This is a genomic window from Sphingomonas caeni (genome assembly GCF_026013415.1).
In the GTDB taxonomy this organism is placed as follows: Bacteria; Pseudomonadota; Alphaproteobacteria; order Sphingomonadales; family Sphingomonadaceae; genus Sphingomonas; species Sphingomonas caeni.
This window is the reverse complement of the sequence record NZ_JAPDOK010000004.1, coordinates 45,414-62,693: the sequence shown is the minus strand read 5'-3', so window position 1 is coordinate 62,693 and position 17,280 is coordinate 45,414. Positions and strand designations below refer to the sequence as shown.

General features: G+C 65.6%; 18 protein-coding genes and 1 tRNA gene. 12 read left to right on the top strand and 7 right to left on the bottom strand.

Annotation, left to right across the window (positions count from 1 at the left end; genetic code table 11):
• Nucleotides 1-120: 120 nt before the first annotated feature.
• Nucleotides 121-2,184, bottom strand: a complete 2,064-nt coding sequence (locus OF829_RS11850; protein WP_264940265.1) for a S9 family peptidase — start codon at nucleotides 2,182-2,184, stop codon at nucleotides 121-123.
• A gap of 192 nt (nucleotides 2,185-2,376) precedes the next feature.
• Between OF829_RS11850 and OF829_RS11845 the strand changes: the two genes are divergently transcribed.
• The gene (locus OF829_RS11845) at nucleotides 2,377-3,018 is read left to right on the top strand and encodes a response regulator transcription factor (protein WP_264940263.1); all 642 of its coding nucleotides are present in this window, start codon (nucleotides 2,377-2,379) and stop codon (nucleotides 3,016-3,018) included.
• Nucleotides 3,019-3,021: 3 nt separating this feature from the next.
• On the opposite strand, the gene OF829_RS11840 is transcribed toward OF829_RS11845, so the two are convergent.
• The 4 genes from OF829_RS11840 to OF829_RS11825 all read right to left on the bottom strand — a co-directional run bounded on the left by OF829_RS11840 (nucleotide 3,022) and on the right by OF829_RS11825 (nucleotide 6,095).
• On the bottom strand, nucleotides 3,022-4,632 hold the full coding sequence (locus OF829_RS11840) for an NAD(P)/FAD-dependent oxidoreductase (RefSeq protein ID WP_264940262.1): 1,611 nt from the start codon (nucleotides 4,630-4,632) through the stop codon (nucleotides 3,022-3,024).
• Between the two features lie 87 nt (nucleotides 4,633-4,719).
• Nucleotides 4,720-5,016 carry a hypothetical protein gene (locus OF829_RS11835; protein WP_264940261.1) on the bottom strand — a complete coding sequence of 99 codons (297 nt, stop codon included), beginning with the start codon at nucleotides 5,014-5,016 and terminating at the stop codon, nucleotides 4,720-4,722.
• Nucleotides 5,017-5,144: 128 nt separating this feature from the next.
• A complete protein-coding gene (locus OF829_RS11830) occupies nucleotides 5,145-5,546 on the bottom strand; it encodes a hypothetical protein (RefSeq protein ID WP_264940260.1) in 402 nt (133 codons plus the stop codon).
• Nucleotides 5,547-5,609: 63 nt separating this feature from the next.
• Complete coding sequence (locus OF829_RS11825) at nucleotides 5,610-6,095, bottom strand: methylated-DNA--[protein]-cysteine S-methyltransferase (RefSeq protein ID WP_264940259.1); 486 nt, start codon at nucleotides 6,093-6,095, stop codon at nucleotides 5,610-5,612.
• A gap of 166 nt (nucleotides 6,096-6,261) precedes the next feature.
• Between OF829_RS11825 and OF829_RS11820 the strand changes: the two genes are divergently transcribed.
• Nucleotides 6,262-8,055 (top strand): aminopeptidase P family protein, encoded by a 1,794-nt coding sequence (locus OF829_RS11820; RefSeq protein ID WP_264940258.1) that lies wholly within the window; start codon nucleotides 6,262-6,264, stop codon nucleotides 8,053-8,055.
• Here OF829_RS11820 and OF829_RS11815 read toward each other — a convergent pair.
• Nucleotides 8,001-8,153 (bottom strand): hypothetical protein, encoded by a 153-nt coding sequence (locus tag OF829_RS11815; RefSeq protein ID WP_264940257.1) that lies wholly within the window; start codon nucleotides 8,151-8,153, stop codon nucleotides 8,001-8,003. The genes OF829_RS11820 and OF829_RS11815 overlap by 55 nt on opposite strands.
• Before the next feature lie 98 nt (nucleotides 8,154-8,251).
• Here OF829_RS11815 and OF829_RS11810 point away from each other — a divergent pair.
• Nucleotides 8,252-8,326: transfer RNA gene (locus tag OF829_RS11810), tRNA-Thr, on the top strand.
• A 231-nt stretch (nucleotides 8,327-8,557) separates the two neighbouring features.
• Nucleotides 8,558-9,460 (top strand): hypothetical protein, encoded by a 903-nt coding sequence (locus OF829_RS11805; protein ID WP_264940256.1) that lies wholly within the window; start codon nucleotides 8,558-8,560, stop codon nucleotides 9,458-9,460.
• Between the two features lie 33 nt (nucleotides 9,461-9,493).
• On the opposite strand, the gene OF829_RS11800 is transcribed toward OF829_RS11805, so the two are convergent.
• Nucleotides 9,494-10,342, bottom strand: coding sequence for a DUF2971 domain-containing protein (locus OF829_RS11800; RefSeq protein ID WP_264940255.1), 849 nt, complete (start codon nucleotides 10,340-10,342; stop codon nucleotides 9,494-9,496).
• Between the two features lie 356 nt (nucleotides 10,343-10,698).
• Between OF829_RS11800 and OF829_RS11795 the strand changes: the two genes are divergently transcribed.
• The 8 genes from OF829_RS11795 (at nucleotide 10,699) to OF829_RS11760 (ending at nucleotide 16,569) form a co-directional block, all read left to right on the top strand.
• Nucleotides 10,699-11,448, top strand: coding sequence for a LuxR family transcriptional regulator (locus OF829_RS11795; RefSeq protein WP_264940253.1), 750 nt, complete (start codon nucleotides 10,699-10,701; stop codon nucleotides 11,446-11,448).
• Nucleotides 11,449-11,550: 102 nt separating this feature from the next.
• Nucleotides 11,551-12,156: an acyl-homoserine-lactone synthase gene (locus OF829_RS11790; RefSeq protein WP_264940252.1), complete on the top strand. Its 606-nt coding sequence runs from the start codon at nucleotides 11,551-11,553 to the stop codon at nucleotides 12,154-12,156.
• Nucleotides 12,157-12,165: 9 nt separating this feature from the next.
• Entirely contained in the window at nucleotides 12,166-13,044 is an 879-nt protein-coding gene (locus tag OF829_RS11785) for a phytanoyl-CoA dioxygenase family protein (RefSeq protein ID WP_264940251.1), read from the top strand.
• On the top strand, nucleotides 13,041-13,619 hold the full coding sequence (locus OF829_RS11780) for a GntR family transcriptional regulator (RefSeq protein ID WP_319951549.1): 579 nt from the start codon (nucleotides 13,041-13,043) through the stop codon (nucleotides 13,617-13,619). Before OF829_RS11785 ends, OF829_RS11780 begins: the two co-directional genes overlap by 4 nt.
• Nucleotides 13,620-13,712: 93 nt before the next feature.
• Nucleotides 13,713-13,847 (top strand): benenodin family lasso peptide, encoded by a 135-nt coding sequence (locus tag OF829_RS11775; protein ID WP_264940250.1) that lies wholly within the window; start codon nucleotides 13,713-13,715, stop codon nucleotides 13,845-13,847.
• 71 nt (nucleotides 13,848-13,918) lie between these two features.
• Nucleotides 13,919-14,041 (top strand): hypothetical protein, encoded by a 123-nt coding sequence (locus OF829_RS11770; protein ID WP_264940248.1) that lies wholly within the window; start codon nucleotides 13,919-13,921, stop codon nucleotides 14,039-14,041.
• A gap of 63 nt (nucleotides 14,042-14,104) precedes the next feature.
• Nucleotides 14,105-14,761, top strand: a complete 657-nt coding sequence (locus OF829_RS11765) for a lasso peptide biosynthesis B2 protein (RefSeq protein ID WP_264940247.1) — start codon at nucleotides 14,105-14,107, stop codon at nucleotides 14,759-14,761.
• A complete protein-coding gene (locus OF829_RS11760) occupies nucleotides 14,758-16,569 on the top strand; it encodes an asparagine synthase C-terminal domain-containing protein (RefSeq protein WP_264940246.1) in 1,812 nt (603 codons plus the stop codon). Before OF829_RS11765 ends, OF829_RS11760 begins: the two co-directional genes overlap by 4 nt.
• Nucleotides 16,570-17,280: the final 711 nt, after the last annotated feature.

The following is a 17,280-nucleotide window of genomic DNA, read 5'->3' as shown; positions in this document are numbered from 1 at the left end:
GGGGGCTCACCACCAACCCCATGCGCGACGATAGGTGTGAAGCCCCTCCGTCAGCTTCGCTGCCACCTCCCCCGCAGGTGCCCTGCGAGGGAGGAACAGAAGTTCGAATGGCGATCCGCCCTAGCCCCCGATCCCCAGCTGCCACAGCACGAAGGCCATCTCCTCGGCGGCCTCCTTCAGGCTTTCCCACCGGCCCGATTTGCCGCCATGCCCCGCGCCCATATTGGTCTTGAGCAGCAGCACGTTGTCGTCGGTCTTCATCGCGCGCAGCTTCGCCCCCCATTTGGCGGGCTCCCAATAGGTCACGCGCGGATCGTTGAGCCCGCCCGAGATGAACAAGGGCGGATAGGCCTGGCGGGTCACATTGTCATAGGGTGAGTAGCCGCGGATCAGCGCGAACGCCGCGGCGTCCTCGATCGGGTTGCCCCATTCGGGCCATTCGCCCGGGGTCAGCGGCAGGCTGTCGTCGAGCATCGTGTTGAGCACGTCGACGAACGGCACGTCCGCCACCACCGCGCCCCACAATTCGGGATCGGAATTGACCACCGCCCCCATCAGCTCGCCGCCCGCCGAGCGCCCCGCAATCGCGATCCCGCCTTCATGAGTGAAGCCCTTCGCGATCAGCCCGCGCGCGACATCGACGAAATCGTTGAAGGTGTTGGCGCGCTTCTCGAGCTTGCCGTCGAGATACCATTGCTGGCCGAGATCATCGCCGCCCCGGATATGCGCGATCGCGAAGGCCATGCCGCGGTCGAGGAACGACATGCGGCTGGTCGAGAAGCCCGGCGGGATCGCGATGCCATAGGCGCCATAGGCATAGAGATAGAGCTTGCCGCTGCCGTCGCGCGGAAAGTCCTTGGGATAGACGATCGACACGGGCACCGGCGTCCCGTCACGCGCTTCGATCTTCAGCCGCTCGGTGCGGTACTTGCCCGCGTCATAGCCGCTCGGGATCGTCTGGACCTTGAGCGTCTCGAGCTCGCCCGTCGCCAGGTCGTAATCATAAACCGTCCCCGGCGTGACCATCGACTCGTATCCGAGCCGCAGCTTGGTCACCGCATATTCGGGATTGTCGCCCAGCCCCGCTGCATAGCTCGGCTCGGGAAACACGATCCGCACCGGCGCGATCGCGGGGTCGTAACGGTGCAGTTCGATCTGATCGAGCCCGTCCTCGCGCCCCTCGACGATCAGCCAGTCGGCGAAGCAGGTGATCCCCGTCATGTAGAAATGCCTGGACGGCGCGATCCGCTCGACCCACGCGCACGGGTTCGAAACCGGCGCAGTCACCAGCCGGAAATTGGGATCGGTGTCGTTGGTGTGGATGAAGAGCGTGCCATCATGCTCCTCGACATCATATTCGCGCCCCGTCTTGCGCGGGCTCACGCACAGCAAGGGCGCGGCGGGATTGTCGGCGGGGAGCAGATGGACTTCGCTCGTCACATGATCGCCCGTCGAGACGATCAGAAACTTGCGCGACTGGGTCTCCGAAACGCCGACCCGGAATCCCTCATCGGCCTCGAAATAGATCTCGACGTCCCGCTCGACCGGCTCGCCCAATTTGTGCCAGCGGACCCGGTCCGTGCGCCAATTGTCGTTGACCAGCGCATAGAGGAACCCCTTCGAGTCGGCGGTCCACACCAGCTCCGAAAGCACGCCGGGGATCAGATCGGGTAACAGCTCGCCGCTCTCCAGGTCCTTGACCCGGACCTCGAACCGCTCCGAGCCGTTATCGTCCACCGCATAGGCCAGCCAGCGCCCGTCATCGCTCGCGCTGAACGCGCCCAGGTTGAAATATTCCTTGCCCTCGGCCAGCTCGGGTTCGCTCAGGATCAATTGATCCTCGCCGCCCGAAGCGGGCTTGCGCCACCAGCGGCGATACTGGCCGCCCATCTCGAAATCGGTCCAATAGACCCAGTCGCCGTCGCGCTGCGGGACGGTCGATTCGTCCTCCTTGATCCGCCCGCGCATCTCCGCGAACAGCGTGTCGGCCAGCGGCTTGTGCGACCCCATCACCGCTTCGTAATAGGCGTTCTCAGCCTCCAGATACGCCAGCACATCCTTGTCGGTGACGTTCGGATAGCCCGGGTCCTTCAGCCACGCCCAGGGATCGTCGATCGTCACGCCGTGGCGCGTGAAGCTGTGCGGGCGGGTGTCGGCGACAGGGGGTGTGGGAGCATCGGTCATGCCCCGCCCTTACCCCAGTGCGCGGCCATGTCGAGGCCCGGCGCAGTCGCCCGCCCGCGCAAATGACCAAGGGAAAGCCTCGATATACCGATCCTTTACGCTTCCGATAGTAACCGGGCCGAACGGTACGAGTTTCGCTGAGGCAGGGTTCGGGACTTACTCCACGCCGTGAGAACCAAATGGGGTAACGTCATGCGCTTCATCTATATTGTCGATGACGATCGAATTTCTCGGCGCTTCATCCAGCAGGCGGTAAGCGGCGACACCGGCACAGTGGTGCGGATGTTCGAGAACGGCCTCGATTTCCTTCGCGAAGCCGATGACCTCGACCCCGGCGTGCTGCTGCTCGATCTCAACATGCCGCAGATGGATGGCGTCGAGGTTCTCGAAAAGCTGGATGCGCGCGGCGACTCCAAGTTCATGACCGTGCTCGTCACCGGCAGCGCGTCGGTTCAGGCCGCGGTGCTCGCGATGAAGTACGGCGCCGCCGACGTGATCGAGAAGCCGTTCGAGAACGGCACCCTCGGCGATGCGCTCACCGTGGCGTTTGGCCGGCTCGAAGCCTGCAAGGCGACGGCCGCCCTGACGCGCGATGCGCGGCGCAAGATCGAGGCGCTGAGCCCGCGCGAACGCGACGTGCTCTACCATCTGTTCGACGGCTGCGCGAACAAGGTGACCGCCGGGGAACTCGGCATCAGCCCGCGGACGGTCGAAATCTACCGCGCGGGCGCGATGAAGAAGCTGGGGGTGCAGAATCTCGCCCATGCCGTGCGCATCGCCGTCGTCGCAGGATGGGTCCCGGTGCAAACGGACAATTCGCAGGCCGGCGCCTGACCGCTATTTCCTTCCGGTCATGCTGAGCGCCATCGCCTCGGCAACCTTGATCCCGTCGACCGCCGCCGAGAGGATGCCGCCCGCATAGCCCGCGCCTTCTCCGGCAGGAAACAGCCCGGGCGTGTTGAGGCTCTGCAAATCCGCCCCGCGCGTAATCCGGATCGGCGAGCTGGTCCGCGTCTCGACGCCCGTCATCACCGCGTCGGGATGATCATATCCCGGGATGCGCCGCCCGAAGACCGGGAAGGCCTCGCGCATCGCCTCGACCGCGAAGTCCGGCAGTATCTCGGCCAGATCGGTCGGCGTCACCCCCGGCTTGTACGACGGCGTCACCTCGCCCAGCTCGGTCGATGGCCGTTTGGCGAGGAAATCCCCCAGCCTTTGGGCCGGCGCGCGATAGTTCGATCCGCCCGCGACGAACGCCTTCTCTTCCAGCCGCCGCTGCAATTCGATTCCGGCAAGCGGATGCCCCGGATAGTCGGTCTCGGGATCGATCGTCACCACGATCCCCGAATTGGCGTTGCGCTCGGCGCGCGAATATTGGCTCATCCCGTTGGTCGCCACGCGCCCCTCCTCGCTGGTCGCCGCCACCACCTGTCCGCCCGGGCACATGCAGAAGCTGTAGACCGCGCGGCCGTTCGAGGCCTGGTGCGAGATCGAATAATCGGCCGCGCCCAGGATCGGATTGCCCGCATTGGGCCCGAAGCGCGCCGCGTCGATCCATTTCTGCGGATGCTCGACGCGCACCCCGATCGCGAACGGCTTGGGCTCGATGAAGACGCCGCGCTCGTGGAGCATGTGGAAGGTGTCGCGCGCGCTGTGCCCCAGCGCGATCGCGATATGGTCGCTCTCGATCACCTCACCGGTCTGGATGCGCACCCCGGTCACCCGCCGCGCATCGTCGAGCAGCAGGTCCTCGACCCGGTGCTGCCAGCGATACTCCCCACCCAGCGCCTCGATCTGCGCGCGGATGCCCTCGACCATCTTCACCAGCCGGAAGGTGCCGATATGCGGATGCGCCTCGGTAAGGATCTCCTCCGGCGCCCCCGCCGCGACGAATTCGGTCAGCACCTTGCGGTCGAGATGGCGCGGGTCCTTGATCCGGCTGTAGAGCTTGCCGTCGGAGAAGGTCCCCGCCCCGCCCTCGCCGAACTGGACGTTCGATTCGGGATTGAGCACGCTCTTGCGCCACAGCCCCCAGGTATCCTTGGTCCGCTCGCGCACCACCTTGCCGCGATCGAGGATGATCGGCCTGAACCCCATCTGCGCGAGGATGAGCCCGACGAAGAGCCCGCACGGCCCTGCCCCCACCACGATCGGGCGCTTGCCGCTCCAGCCTTCCGCCCTGGCGACGAACGTGTAGGCGATATCCGGCGCAGGCCGCACATGCGCATCGCCTTCGAACCGCGCCAGCACCGCAGCTTCGTCCGCCAGCGTCACATCGACCGAATAGATCAGCAGGATATGCGCCTTCTTGCGCGCATCCCATCCGCGCCGCGCCACCGCGAAACTGCTCAGCTCGCCCCGCCCGATCCCCAGCCGCGCGCAGATCGCGGCGGGCAGGGCGTCGGCATCGTGATTCAGCGGCAGCTTGAGGTCGGACAGGCGGATCATCGCCGCGCCTTTAGCCCCGCGCGGCGCCATGCGCAAAACGGGCGCCCGCTCGCACGGACGCCCGCAGCCTGCCGGGGGGCAGGACGGTCAGTGCTGCGTGGCGATGCCGATCTGCTTGAGATTGTTCTGGGTCCGCATGCGCGGCGGGGCGGGCTCGCGCCCGCTGGTGGCGCCATCGCCATTGACGTCGCCCACGGCAACCCGAACCCCGCCGCTCGGCCGCCGCGTCTCCGAATGCCGACGCCCCACCGCGACCCGGCTCCCCGCCTCGCGCGCGGAGGCCGAACCCTGCCCGCCCGCGGCGCGGCCATCCTGCGCGGCGGCGGGGGTGGCGATCAGAGCGAGCGCGGCAAGGCCGGCGGCGGCGGTCATCTGCTTCATCATGACGGTAATCCTCGATCCTGGGTGCGCCCTTGCGGCGCGGTGGAGGCGCTCTATGCGGAGGTCTCGCCCACGGGGAGATGCATCGGCCAACCGCGGCATGCGCACCGCCATGCAACCGTTGCATGGGCTCAGGAGAGCATCACCGTGGTGCATTTGCGTCGCTCGACCTGCCCCGGATCGCTGCGATGCGCGAGCACCGCGAAAATGTCCCCCGCCTTGATCTCGGGCGCCTTGTCGGCGCTGGTGTCGCCGCGGACGATGGCGCGATGCAGACGGTGGTCGGCGGGCGAGACATAGCGCACGGTGATCGCGGTGCGGCGATCCGCGCCGGGCAGCGCGCCGCTGCAATCGACATAATGGAACCGACCGTCGCGTCCCTCGCCGCAGAGCTGCGCGACGTCGGTGACCCGCGTCTGCGTCTCGACGAAGCGCGTGGCGAGGACGAGCTCATGCTCGCCGATCACCATCATGCCGCAACCCGTCACGCCGAGCGCGACGATCAACTTGAAGCGATGATAGCTGCCGAACATCGAAGGCCCCGCGATTGCCGTTGGGGGAGCTAGCCCGAAACCGCCTTCGCTTTCGTAAACGGCTCAGGCCGGCCGCCCCTCGATCCCGAGCAGCAGCGCCTTGGCCTCGAGCCCGCCCGCAAAGCCGGTGAGCGCCCCGTTGGTGCCGATCACCCGGTGGCACGGCGCGATGATCGAGATGGGATTCCTGCCGTTCGCCGCTCCCACCGCGCGGAACGCCGTCGGGCGGCCCACTGCGCGCGCGATCTCGGCATAGGAGCGCGTCTCGCCGAACGGGATCCTCAGCAGCGCCTCCCACACCGATTTCTGGAACTCGGTCCCCCGGAAATCGAGCGGCACATCGAACGCCGTCCGCTTGCCGTCGAAATACTCGCCGATCTGGCGCGCCGCCTCGGCGAGCACGGGATGATCGTCATCCTCGGCCATCGCCCCCAACTTCACCCGGTCGGGCGAGTCTTTCTCCCAGATGATCGCGGCGAGCCCCTTGTCCGAGGCCACCAGCTTGAGTTCGCCCACCGGCGAGTTCATCGTCTTGTATGCATAGGTCATGTCGGACTCCTCTAGCATCGCTGCCATCGGGATAGGATGTCCCGATCGTCCCCGCTCCCCGCTGCTTGCGCTCAAAGCTGTTCCTTCGGTGCCTTCCGGGGCTATATCCCGCCCATCCAGTCCGCCGGCGAGTCCGGCGCCGATCGATCACCCGAGGCAGATTCCCATGTCCAGCTACGCAGACCGCCTTTCCGCCCTTCGCGAACAGCTCAAGCGCGACCGCCTCGATGGCTTCGTCGTGCCGCTCACCGATGAGCATATGTCCGAGTATGTCGGCGAATATGCCCAGCGTCTCGCCTGGCTGACCGGGTTCCAGGGTTCGGCGGGCACCGCGGTGGTGCTGCCCCAGGAAGCCGCGATCTTCACTGACGGGCGCTACACGCTCCAGGTCCGCCAGCAGGTCTCGGCCGATGACTGGCAATATGTCGGCGTACCCCAAACCAGCGTCGAGGGCTGGCTCGGCGAGCATGCCCCCGATGGCGGGCGGATCGGCTACGATCCCTGGCTCCACACGCGCACCTGGGTCGATGCCGCGCGCAAAGCCCTTGCGGAACGCGGCGCCGAGCTGGTCGCGGTCGATACCAATCCGATCGACAAGGTCTGGCCCGACAAGCCCTCGCCTTCGGACGCCACGCTTACTATCCAGTCGGACAAGGATGCGGGCAAATCCTCCGCCGCCAAGCGCGCCGAGATCGCCGACTGGCTCCACGAGCGCAAGGCCGACGCGGTCGTCCTCTCCGCGCTCGATTCGATCGCCTGGGCGTTCAACGTGCGCGGCGGCGATGTCAGCCACACCCCGGTCGCGCTCGCCTATGCGATCGTCAATTCGGACGGTACCGCCGACCTGTTCGTCGCGCCCGAGAAGATGACCGACGCGGTCGCCCAGCATCTCGGCAACGCGATCCGCGTGCACGACCGCACCGCCTTCGCCCCCGCGCTCGCCGCCTTCAAGGGCAAGCGCGTCGCCGCCGATCCCGAGCGCGCGGTCGCGGCGATCTTCGATTCGCTCGACGCGGGCGGGGCGAAAATCCTCTCGCTGCGCGACCCGGTCGTCCTTGCCAAGGCGCTCAAAAACCCCGCCGAGATCGCCGGCCACAAGGCCGCGCAAGCGCGCGACGGCGCCGCACTCAGCCGCTTCCTGCGCTGGTGCGAAATCGAGCTGCCCAAAGGCGGCCAGACCGAGATGAGCGCCGCCGACCGCCTCCGCCGGTTCCGCGAGGATACCGGCGTGCTCAAGGACCTGAGCTTCGACACCATCTCCGCCACCGGCCCCAATGGCGCGATCCCGCACTATAAGGTCACCGACGAGAGCAGCCTGCCGATCGAGCGCGGTCAGCTCTACCTCGTCGATTCGGGCGGCCAATATGCCGACGGCACCACCGATGTGACGCGCGTCGTCCCCGTCGGGCCGCCGACCGCGGAGATGAAGGACCGTTTCACCCGCGTCCTCCAGGGCCATATCGCCATCGCCACCGCGATCTTCCCCGATCGCACGCTGGGCGCCCAGCTCGACAGCTTCGCGCGGCGCCCGCTCTGGGATGCCGGCCTCGATTTCGCCCATGGCACCGGGCACGGCGTCGGCTCGTACCTCTCGGTGCATGAAGGGCCCCAGCGCATCGCCTCGCCCCTCTATCCCGGCGGCGCCTCGCTCGAACCCTTACGCGCCGGCATGTTCCTCTCGAACGAGCCGGGCTATTACAAGGGCGGCGATTTCGGCATCCGCATCGAGAATCTGGTGCTGGTGATCGAGAAGCCGGTGCCGGGCGCCGAGGCGACCATGCTCGGCTTCGAAACCCTCACCTTCGCCCCTATCGAGCGCGACCTGATCGAGCCATCGATGCTGACGGCGGGCGAGCGCGACTGGCTCAACGCCTATCACGCCAATGTCCTGCGGATCATCGGCCCTCAGCTCGAGGGCGAGGACCGCTCATGGCTCGAGGGCAAGTGCGCGCCGGTCTGATCCTCACCGTCGCGTTGCTCGCGCGCCTGCGCCTTGCGTTTGCGCAGGTTCGCGCGCAGCGCTTCGGCCAATCGGGCCTTCTTGTCGGCATCGCTCATGGCCCCGGCGATAAACCGGGTGCCATCGGGTTGACAATCCAGCCGCGCTCGTCTCTTAGGCGCGCTCCGTCCGGGCCTTGCAGTCCCGGGGCCGGAATGCTGCCGTAGCTCAGTGGTAGAGCGCATCCTTGGTAAGGCTGAGGTCGTGAGTTCAATCCTCACCGGCAGCACCATTTTCTACTTATAAATCAATATCTTATAAATACCCTTCGGGGGCTGGCGAGGCCGTTCCGCGAGATCGGACACGCATAGGACACAAGCGGATGAAAACCGCAGGTGCCCATGGCGTGGGTTCGGCAGCGTTTCGCCGTATCATTCGGGCGTTTCGAGGCGGTTCCGGGGTGGTTTGAAGCGCCTCTCGACTCGGGTAGGTTCGCCCCGATTCTGGCAGCGGATGAACGGCCATGTTGACGATCGCGGTCACGGCACTTCTGACGATAGCGGCGCCGGGGAAAGTCGCGCCGGACGAACCCGCAAATGCAGCTGGCTATATCAAGCGCGACGGGCTCGAGGCGGGAGTACGCAACTTCGCGTCCGACAAGTTGCAGCATCGCCGTTACTTCGAAGGCGGCTCCGCCGACGCCTGCACCAAGCCGATTCTCACCGAGCCGGGATACGAGGGCATTCCAGTCACCGATTGCACTTATGTCGACTCAGGCCTTCAGGGGTGGGTTCGTCTCGCTTCGGTCCCAGCCGACCTGATGTCCGACTGGATCCTGAATGCGGCCAAGCTTTGCAAGAAGCCCAACGCATGTGCGGCGAAGCTCGCGGACGATCTGTGGGAGTCGAACAACTATTCCTTTCCGATCGCCGGCATCATCGTCGAACGGGGGAACTCGGTGGGCGGCGGTTCGGGCGGGGCCACGAACCTGATGTTCATACACGGAGTGACTGTGGAACGCCCGGCGATCCTGCCGGAACATGCGGTGCTCGATATAGAATTGCAGAAGCGATGCGCGCTTGCATTGCTCGCTTATTCCAACGGAGTCGTGCCCGCGCCGGTCTCCGGCGACCCAAACAACAGCTGCGCCAAGATCGCCGTCGTTCGCCAGGTATCGCGGCCCGCCGCGGTGCGGCAGGACATCTACATCAGCTATGGCGACCCGAAGCTGACGAAAGAGCAGCGGGCCAGCGCCAGCGGCCCGACCTGTCCGGCGGAGTCTCGCAAGCTGAACTGGCTCGCCATTTCGCGGTCGGGCTTTATCGAGGGCTGGAAGAGTCGACATCATCCGCTGATAGATACCGCCGCTCGCGCCATCGACGCGGGAATGGATGGGCTAGGCTGGATCGACTGCGCCAAGCAGTAACGGATCGCCACGCCCGCAGGATTTTCGGCAGGTTCAGAAGGACCGAATATCCATGCGAAACGCTCGCGATGCCGGTACTGCCTCGAATATCTCGACATCCGGATTGAGACTGCGCGCCAACGCCACCAGGTCCAGGCGATTCGCGGGCGGCATCCGGCACCCAAGGATCACTCCATCGAGTTCCTCTTCCCCGAAGCGCAGGTCCTCGAACGCCGCTTCGGGATCGCGGCACAGACCGAAATTGATCCGCCACTCCTGCTCGTACGACCAGGCGCTGGCCTTGGTGAAAATCTGCTTCCGGGTCGTCGCAGGGGTATCGATGTTTGCGCCCAGGATCATGTCCGCGAACCCAGCCGTATCGAGGAACCGGGGCATTTCCTCCGAATAGGTCACGGGCCTCGCGGTCTGGAACGCATTGTTCTCACCAGCCGTCGAGAACCGCAGCACTGCGCCGGAATGCTGCTCTGCATAATGCGACCACATCAGCATGTTGCCGGGGGACACGGTCAGGCAGAGGATCTTGGTCTTCTCGGTCCATTGCCGGCTCTCGCGGTGCATATCGGCGAGCGACTGGTCGAGGCTGGCAAGCGTACCATCTAGTGTGCGGTCCAGGTCGGCCTCAAGGTCCGCGTCCTCGCGCTTCGTCCTCGCATAATGCCCGCCATCGAGCAGGACGCGAAACCGCTCCTTGACGAGGCGGCGCAGCTCGGAGGCGTCGATATCCATATGGAGATCGAAGCCCATGTCGAACGGGTCGTTGAGCAGCGAGGCAGTCGTCCAGCGCAGTCTACCGTTGGTGAGGACGATCCTCGCGGTGCCGAACGACGAATATTTATAGAAATGGGGAGGACAGGCAGCTGGAGTCATTGCGCTGGCTACCACGCCGTAAGCCCGGCCGTTACCCCGACTGGCGTTGCCCGAACTATCCCTTCGCAAGCTACCTCACCGCCAATCTTCAAGTCGGAGCATCCATCAAACCGTCTACAATCTGTCGGCATTCACCGTTTCGCCGAGCGGCAAGGTAAATATGGCAGTAATGTGAGGCTAATGATTGGATCGATACCGATACTAACTGTCGGCTATCCGGCGAGATTTGACATACGCCGATGCTTTTGGTGAAAACCAATCCAATGCCGCTCAGGCGACTTCCTTGAGAAGTTGTTCGCCCACGAGCCCGATTGAGCCGGATTGCGAGATGGCGGGTTGAGGACCCCATTTCGCAGTCGGCCGGGGTGGGTATGTCGAGGTTCGCGATTGCCGAGGCTTTCGTAGAAAATGCGCGGTCGGCCGCGAACGCCGATGTGCTTCGTGCCGCTTTGCTGGATTGCTGCGAGACGATGGGCGTGCGCTATTTCGCCCTGAGCCATCATGTCGACTTTCGCCAGGCAAACGGTCCCGCGGTCCGTGTCCACAACTATCCTCCATCCTGGCAGGAGTGGTTCGACGCGAACGGTCTTGGAAAATGCGATCCCATTCACCGGGCCTCGCATCGTGCGACCGTGGGATTTGCCTGGTCCGAGGTGCCGGACATGATCAAGATGACCCCGGAAGATCGATTTGTCCTCGATCAGGCGTACCGGATCGGCATAGGCGACGGCTTCACCATTCCGGCGAGCGTGCCCGGTGAAACGCTCGGCTCCTGTTCGTTTGCGGTAGGCGCCGGCGAGGCATTTCCGGCCGAATTCCACTTCGTCTGCCAGCTGGTCGGCGGCTTCGCATTCGAGGCGGCGCGTCGTTTGTCGGGTGCGCGCGACTTCGGGATCGCCAACACGCCTATTCTGACCGACCGGCAGCGGGACTGCGTCCTGTGGGCGGCACGGGGCAAGACCGACTGGGAGATCTCCGTGATCCTCGGCGTAGGACATGAGACAGTCATCCAGCATCTGAAGCACGCACGTGAGCGCTACGGCGTGCAGAAGCGTGCCCTGCTCGCGGTCCGAGCGCTCTTCGATGGACTGATCAGCTTCTCCGACATTTTGAAGCGCTGACGCTATCCCCATTTCTTGGAATATCCCCGTTCGGCGCTGAACGGGATGCTGAGCCTCGCTTGAATTTCGAGGGCTCACCACATGGTTTTTCTCACCGACACGATGATCGACAGCGGCAGCGACACCGCGATCCGGGCGATGTTCGCCGCCCGCAAGAGCGTCTTCGTCGACCTCCTCAAATGGGACCTGCCGGTCCTCGACGGGCGCTATGAGCTCGATCAGTTCGACGACAGCTTCGCCCGTTACCTGATCATCACCGATCGCGACCAGCAGCATCTCGGGTCGGCCCGGCTGCTGCCCACCGCGCGGCCCCATCTCCTTGATACCGTCTTCCCCGCGCTGTGCGACGCGGAGCCTCCGCGAGGCGAAAGGATCTGGGAAATCACCCGCTTTTGTCTCGACCGCCGGCTGCGTGCCGCCGAACGATTTTCGATCCGCAACCAGCTCGTGACGGCGTTGGTCGAGCACGCTCTGGCCAACGGAGTCGAGCGCTACACCGGTGTCGCCGAGATGGCCTGGCTGCAGCAGATCCTCTGCTTCGGCTGGCAATGCCGGGCGCTGGGCGAGCCTATCCGCTGCGGCCGCAGCCTGCTCGGCGCGCTCGAAATCACCATCACTGCGGACACGCCGGACGAGCTTGCCGCGGGACGCATCTGGTCGCCGATCGCCAACCGAAATCTCGCGGCGTTCGACGCCGTGAATGCCTGAGGAAACGTCATGCGCGCTATTTCAGCAGCCGATCCTGCTCGCTCCGATGTCGAGCAGCTCCGCACCCATGGTTGGTGCGTCATCCCCAACCTGTTGCCTGCCCACGCGATCCAGGCGCTCGCCGCCGATCTCGATCCACTCTACGCCGCGACGCCGTTCTGCCAGGGCGACTTCTACGGTGGTCGCACCAAGCGGTTCGGGAGCCTGCTGAAGCGATCGGCGCATTCCGCCGCGCTGGCGCTGCAACCACGCATTCTCGCGGCGACAGAAGCGGTCCTCAGCCCCTGGTGCGACACGATCCAGCTCAACCTCATGCAGGCGATCGAGCTTCATCCCGGCGCCCCTGCGCAATTCCCGCACCGCGACCAGGACATGTGGGCGGGCGTGAAGGGCGAGGTCGAATATCTGGTCAACGTGATGTGGCCGCTTACCCGCTTCACCGTCCAGAATGGCGGCACCATCATCTATCCCGGCAGTCATGGCGCCGAAGCGCTTCGTGAAGAGATGCCTGGGCAGTCCATTATCGCCGAATATGGGCCGGGCGACGCGTTTCTGTTCCTCGGCTCGACGCTCCACGGAGCCGGGGCGAACCGGAGCCCGGACGTCCGCCGCGCGGTGGTGGTCAGCTACTGCCTGGGCTGGCTCAAGCCCTATGAAAATCAGTGGCTGGCTTACCCGCCGCACATCGCGAGAGGCTTCTCGCCCGAGCTTGCAGCCCTGGTGGGCTATCGGCAGCACCGGCCGAACCTCGGCAATTATGAAGGCGTGTGCCCCTCGCTCCTCCTCACGGGCGATCTTCCGGACCATGTCGGGGCCGTGGATGCGCTTCGGCCCGATCAGGCCGAGGCGGTCGCTGCGCACCGCGCCGACCAGGAGATTGCCGCATGAGCCCGCTCCAGGCGATGGAGCGAAGCTATGCGACGCTGAAGCAAGTGCTCCGGGAGGGCCGGTATGCGCCGGGCGCCCGCCTTGAGGCGAACCGCATCGCGGAGGAGCTCGGCGTCAGCATGACGCCGGTGCGCGACGTTCTTCATCGCCTGGTCGGTGAAAGCCTGGTCGAGGCGCGCGCCGGGGAAGGTTTCCATGTGCCACGATACAGCGAAGCTGCCCTGCGCGATCTCTACGAGTGGCATTCCGCCCTTGTCCTGATGGCAGTCCGCACCGCTCGCAATCCGCTCGTGACGGATGCGTTGGACAGCGAGACGATTGCGGCGAGGACCGCGCAGCTATTCGAGCGCATCGGCGAGATGGCGCCCAATCGCGAGATTCGGGCGGCGATTTCGAGCGTTGGGGATCGCCTGCATCCGTTCCGCATGATCGAGTCGGAAGTTCTTGAACCGTTGATCGGCGAATTGGACGAGTTTGCCTTGGTAAACGCCGGGCTCCCGCAAGCAATAAGGCGCTATCATCTTCGCCGAATGAAGGCGGTCACAGAGCTAATTCGGCGCCGGGAAACGGCTTGATCGGGCCTATGATTATAATCGGATTATAAACTTCTTATAACCGCCGGCATGTCGAATCTTCTCCGGGTCGCATCTCGCGACAGGAGAATGATCATGGACCGTGAACCCAACGAAACCATCGACCTGATCGATCTCGGCGTCGCCAGCGTCGAGACCCAGGGCGCCCAGCAGGGCAAGTTCGACGTCGTCGGACTCATCCCGCAGACCGGTCTGTCGGACGACGACTGATCCGCGCGCGCACCGGCCCGGCCTCGCCGGGCTGGTGCCGTTCGTCGACCGGCTGGCGTTGGAGACCCGTCATGAGCGAAGATACGCGCAAGCTGATCGATCTGGGCGCCGCTACGACCCAGACCAAAGGCGGCTGCGTTGGCTTGCGGGTAATCATCGGGCGGATCCTTCCGTTCGACCTCTCGGACAATTGACCGCGAGATTCCGGCGCGCGTCCCCGCCGCCGGGATCGTCCACATTCTAAAACGGGAGCCGCGATGTTCTGGCAGATCCTGCCGCATGCCACCGCCTGCGTCGCCGCGCATCGCCTTTTCTTGCTCGACGCCCGACAGGATCGCTATTTTCAGGTCCCCCCCGCTCCTGCCGAACAGATGTGCGGGTGGCTCGAGCGCAATCACGCCTGCGCGCCGCCAGCGCCCGTCCTGGCAACACTGGTCCGTTCCAAGATCTTCCGTCCCGGCGACAGGGAGCCGACCAATGCCCTCAAGGAGCGGGTCGCCGTTCCCGACGGCATTGCGACCTTCGAACGCCGCCAGGTCGCTCAGCCGAGGTCCTTCAGAATCGCCCGTACCGTTGCGGGAACCTGGCTGAGACTGCGAACGCTCTCGCTCAACAGCATCCTTTCCGGGTTGAGAACGAGAGGGCCGCTGCCGGTGCGCGGCCATCTGGACGCCACGCTGGCCGAAGCGGGCGCGTTCGAGCGCGGCCGCGGCGCCGTGCCGATCGCGCGCAACTGCCTTCTCGACTCGCTCGCATTGGACGGCTGGCTCGCGAGGCGGGGCCTCGGATCGCAACTGGTGTTCGGTATAACGCCCGAGCCATTCTCGGCGCATTGCTGGCTCCAGACACCGGAAGCGATCCTCAACGACAGCTTCGATCATGTGTCGAGCTTCACGCCGATCCTGGCGATATGAACCGATCGACCTATCTCGTCTGCATCACTCCCCGCGATGCGGCGACATCCGAGCGGCTACGCGCCTTCCTCGGCAGGCTGCAACCGTCGCTCACCACCCTCGTCGATGCTCCCGGGGTCATCATCCTCGGCGACGCGAACGCCGCGAGCCTGACCCTTCCGGGTGGCCGCGGCCTGATCTGGGGACATCTCTTCGAACAGGTGACTTTCGCGCGGGTGACAGATGGGGTCAGGCCCGCGCTCCTCCAGCCTGCGGACGAACTGCTGCGCAGCCATTGGGGAGGCTATGTCGCGATCCGCTCCTTCGGAGACGCGGTGGAGGTGCTTCGCGATCCCTCGGGCGCGGTCGCCTGCTATCATGCCGAGATCGACGGCGCCCATGTCGTGACATCGCGGCCGGATCTGCTGCTTGAGCACGGGTTGCTTCTCCCGGCGATCGACTGGACGATCGTCGCCCAGTCGCTCTGCTACCGCGACCTGCGGCCGGCGCGGACCGCGCTGCGCGGGATCGATGAGGTGCTTCCCGGCATGATGCTGGAACTGCGCGCCGGTCGTGCCCAAAGCCGCTGCGCATGGTCCCCCTGGACGTTCGCCGAACCGGGACCGCAGTCGAGCGACCCGGCAACCGCTGCGGCCACGCTTCGAGCGTGCGCCATGGGTTCGATCGGCGCGTGGGTGGACTGCTTCGAGGCGCCGATCATCGAAATTTCGGGCGGCCTGGATTCCTCGCTCGTCACCGCCGGCGCCGCCGCGGTCTCCACCGCTGCCTCGTGCATCACGTTCGGGCCTGCCGAGGGCGATCCAGATGAGCGGCCATGGGCAAGGGCCGTCGCTGCGAGGACGGGGCTTCCCCTCCAGGAGCTGACACCCGACGCGTCGATCGTCGATATCGCACGAACCGATTCCGCCGACTTGCCGAGACCCTGCGCACGCGCATTGTCACAAGCCTTCGATGCGCCCCTCCAGGCGCTTGGCCGTTTGCAGGGCGCCGACGCATTTCTGGGCGGCGGTGGCGGGGACAGCATCTTCTGCCTGCTCCACTCTGCGCTGCCGGTCGTCGACCGCTGGCTAGAGGCGCCGCCGCACATCGCACCCGGCAAGCGACGCCATGTCTGGTCAATCATCGCGATCCAGAATCACCTCGAGGGCTATGGCCGCGAGGCGATTGCGCCCCTCGTCGCGCCGCTCATGTCGCAGCCGATCCTGGAGACCTGCCTAACGATCCCGACCTGGCTTTGGTGTTCGGGCGGGAACAACCGGGCGGTCGCACGCGAAGCCTTCCGCGATCTGCTGCCGGCGGCAGTCATCGATCGGCGAACCAAAGTGGCATTCAACGGCCTCGTCCACCGCGTCATCCGGGCCAGTCTGCCCACCCTTCGCGAAATCCTGCTCGGCGGCGTCCTGGCTCGGCAGGGCCTGATCGACACGCAGACCCTCGAAGCCCATCTCAAGACCGTCACTACAAATGACGAGAAGCTCCCCGAACTGATGGCGCTGGTCGAGGTGGAAGCCTGGTCACGGCACTGGGAAAGCCTGTCCTATACATCGCCTTCCTTTCCGGGGAGATCCTGCTCATATTCGGCGACGTCGGCCCAGGCGGCGACCGCGCCGGTGAAGATGTTGAGCAACCGCGTCGCCGGCGGCGGATGCGAGATGCCGGGGTCCCGCAGGCGTTCGCGGCGCAGCTCGAACAGGAGCGAGCTGATCGCGCTGGCCAGCAGCATCGCGTGGAAGCGGCCCTCGCGGCTGGCAAGGTCGGGCGCGAAGGCCAGACGGTCCTCCATCGCGTCGGCGCGCGCGGCCTGGTAGCGCTGGACCCAGCGGTTGGCGGCCATGTCCCCCGACATGCCGTGGAGGAAGAGCATCTGCGTCGCCAGCGCGTCGGCCTGAAGCTCGAGGCAATAACTGTCCTCGCGCGCCGCATCGTCGCTCGAGCTTTCCAGGAACAGCGCCTCGTCAAGACGGGCCGCGCCACCGTGCCGGCCTTCGCGGAGCCAGGCGACGTGCCCCAACAGCGCGTGTGCCTGCTCGTGGAGCGCGATCCATTCCAACGCGAGCGCCAGCAACAGGTCGGCCTGCGCGAGCCTCAGGCCGTCAAGCGGCATTCTGCTGGTGAGCGCGGCCGCGATCTCCACGCCGGGAAGCACGGTGACTTCCGAATAGTCGATATAGCGATTGCGGCCGGGCAGACCGCATTCCGCGATCAGATGTCCTTCGGGCCGATCGTCGCGGGTTGGGCGCGCGGTAAAGAAGCCCAGGACACACAGCATGTTGAGAAGCGCGTCGTCGAGCGCCAGGCAAAGGCCCTCGCTCAACTTGATGCGAAGCGCGCCATCGGGCCATTCGATCCGCGCATCGACCTTGCGGCTCGGGTCGAGCTCGACCGCGCGAAGCAGTTCGATGTTCCAGCCCTGCTGGAAGCCGCGACCTTCCTCGACGATCTCTTCGATCAACTCCAGGTATTCGGTCCGCAATTGTTCGAGCAGCGCAGCGCCGCCCTCGATGCCGTCGAAATTGAGC

What these genes read in the sequence shown, in the direction of transcription:
- OF829_RS11850 (WP_264940265.1), bottom strand. Translation starts at nt 2,184, where the DNA reads ATGACCGATGCTCCCACACCCCCTGTCGCCGACACCCGCCCGCACAGC.
- OF829_RS11845 (WP_264940263.1), top strand. Translation starts at nt 2,377, where the DNA reads ATGCGCTTCATCTATATTGTCGATGACGATCGAATTTCTCGGCGCTTC.
- OF829_RS11840 (WP_264940262.1), bottom strand. Translation starts at nt 4,632, where the DNA reads ATGATCCGCCTGTCCGACCTCAAGCTGCCGCTGAATCACGATGCCGAC.
- OF829_RS11835 (WP_264940261.1), bottom strand. Translation starts at nt 5,016, where the DNA reads ATGATGAAGCAGATGACCGCCGCCGCCGGCCTTGCCGCGCTCGCTCTG.
- OF829_RS11830 (WP_264940260.1), bottom strand. Translation starts at nt 5,546, where the DNA reads ATGTTCGGCAGCTATCATCGCTTCAAGTTGATCGTCGCGCTCGGCGTG.
- OF829_RS11825 (WP_264940259.1), bottom strand. Translation starts at nt 6,095, where the DNA reads ATGACCTATGCATACAAGACGATGAACTCGCCGGTGGGCGAACTCAAG.
- OF829_RS11820 (WP_264940258.1), top strand. Translation starts at nt 6,262, where the DNA reads ATGTCCAGCTACGCAGACCGCCTTTCCGCCCTTCGCGAACAGCTCAAG.
- OF829_RS11815 (WP_264940257.1), bottom strand. Translation starts at nt 8,153, where the DNA reads ATGAGCGATGCCGACAAGAAGGCCCGATTGGCCGAAGCGCTGCGCGCG.
- OF829_RS11805 (WP_264940256.1), top strand. Translation starts at nt 8,558, where the DNA reads ATGTTGACGATCGCGGTCACGGCACTTCTGACGATAGCGGCGCCGGGG.
- OF829_RS11795 (WP_264940253.1), top strand. Translation starts at nt 10,699, where the DNA reads ATGTCGAGGTTCGCGATTGCCGAGGCTTTCGTAGAAAATGCGCGGTCG.
- OF829_RS11790 (WP_264940252.1), top strand. Translation starts at nt 11,551, where the DNA reads ATGATCGACAGCGGCAGCGACACCGCGATCCGGGCGATGTTCGCCGCC.
- OF829_RS11785 (WP_264940251.1), top strand. Translation starts at nt 12,166, where the DNA reads ATGCGCGCTATTTCAGCAGCCGATCCTGCTCGCTCCGATGTCGAGCAG.
- OF829_RS11780 (WP_319951549.1), top strand. Translation starts at nt 13,041, where the DNA reads ATGAGCCCGCTCCAGGCGATGGAGCGAAGCTATGCGACGCTGAAGCAA.
- OF829_RS11775 (WP_264940250.1), top strand. Translation starts at nt 13,713, where the DNA reads ATGGACCGTGAACCCAACGAAACCATCGACCTGATCGATCTCGGCGTC.
- OF829_RS11770 (WP_264940248.1), top strand. Translation starts at nt 13,919, where the DNA reads ATGAGCGAAGATACGCGCAAGCTGATCGATCTGGGCGCCGCTACGACC.
- OF829_RS11765 (WP_264940247.1), top strand. Translation starts at nt 14,105, where the DNA reads ATGTTCTGGCAGATCCTGCCGCATGCCACCGCCTGCGTCGCCGCGCAT.
- OF829_RS11760 (WP_264940246.1), top strand. Translation starts at nt 14,758, where the DNA reads ATGAACCGATCGACCTATCTCGTCTGCATCACTCCCCGCGATGCGGCG.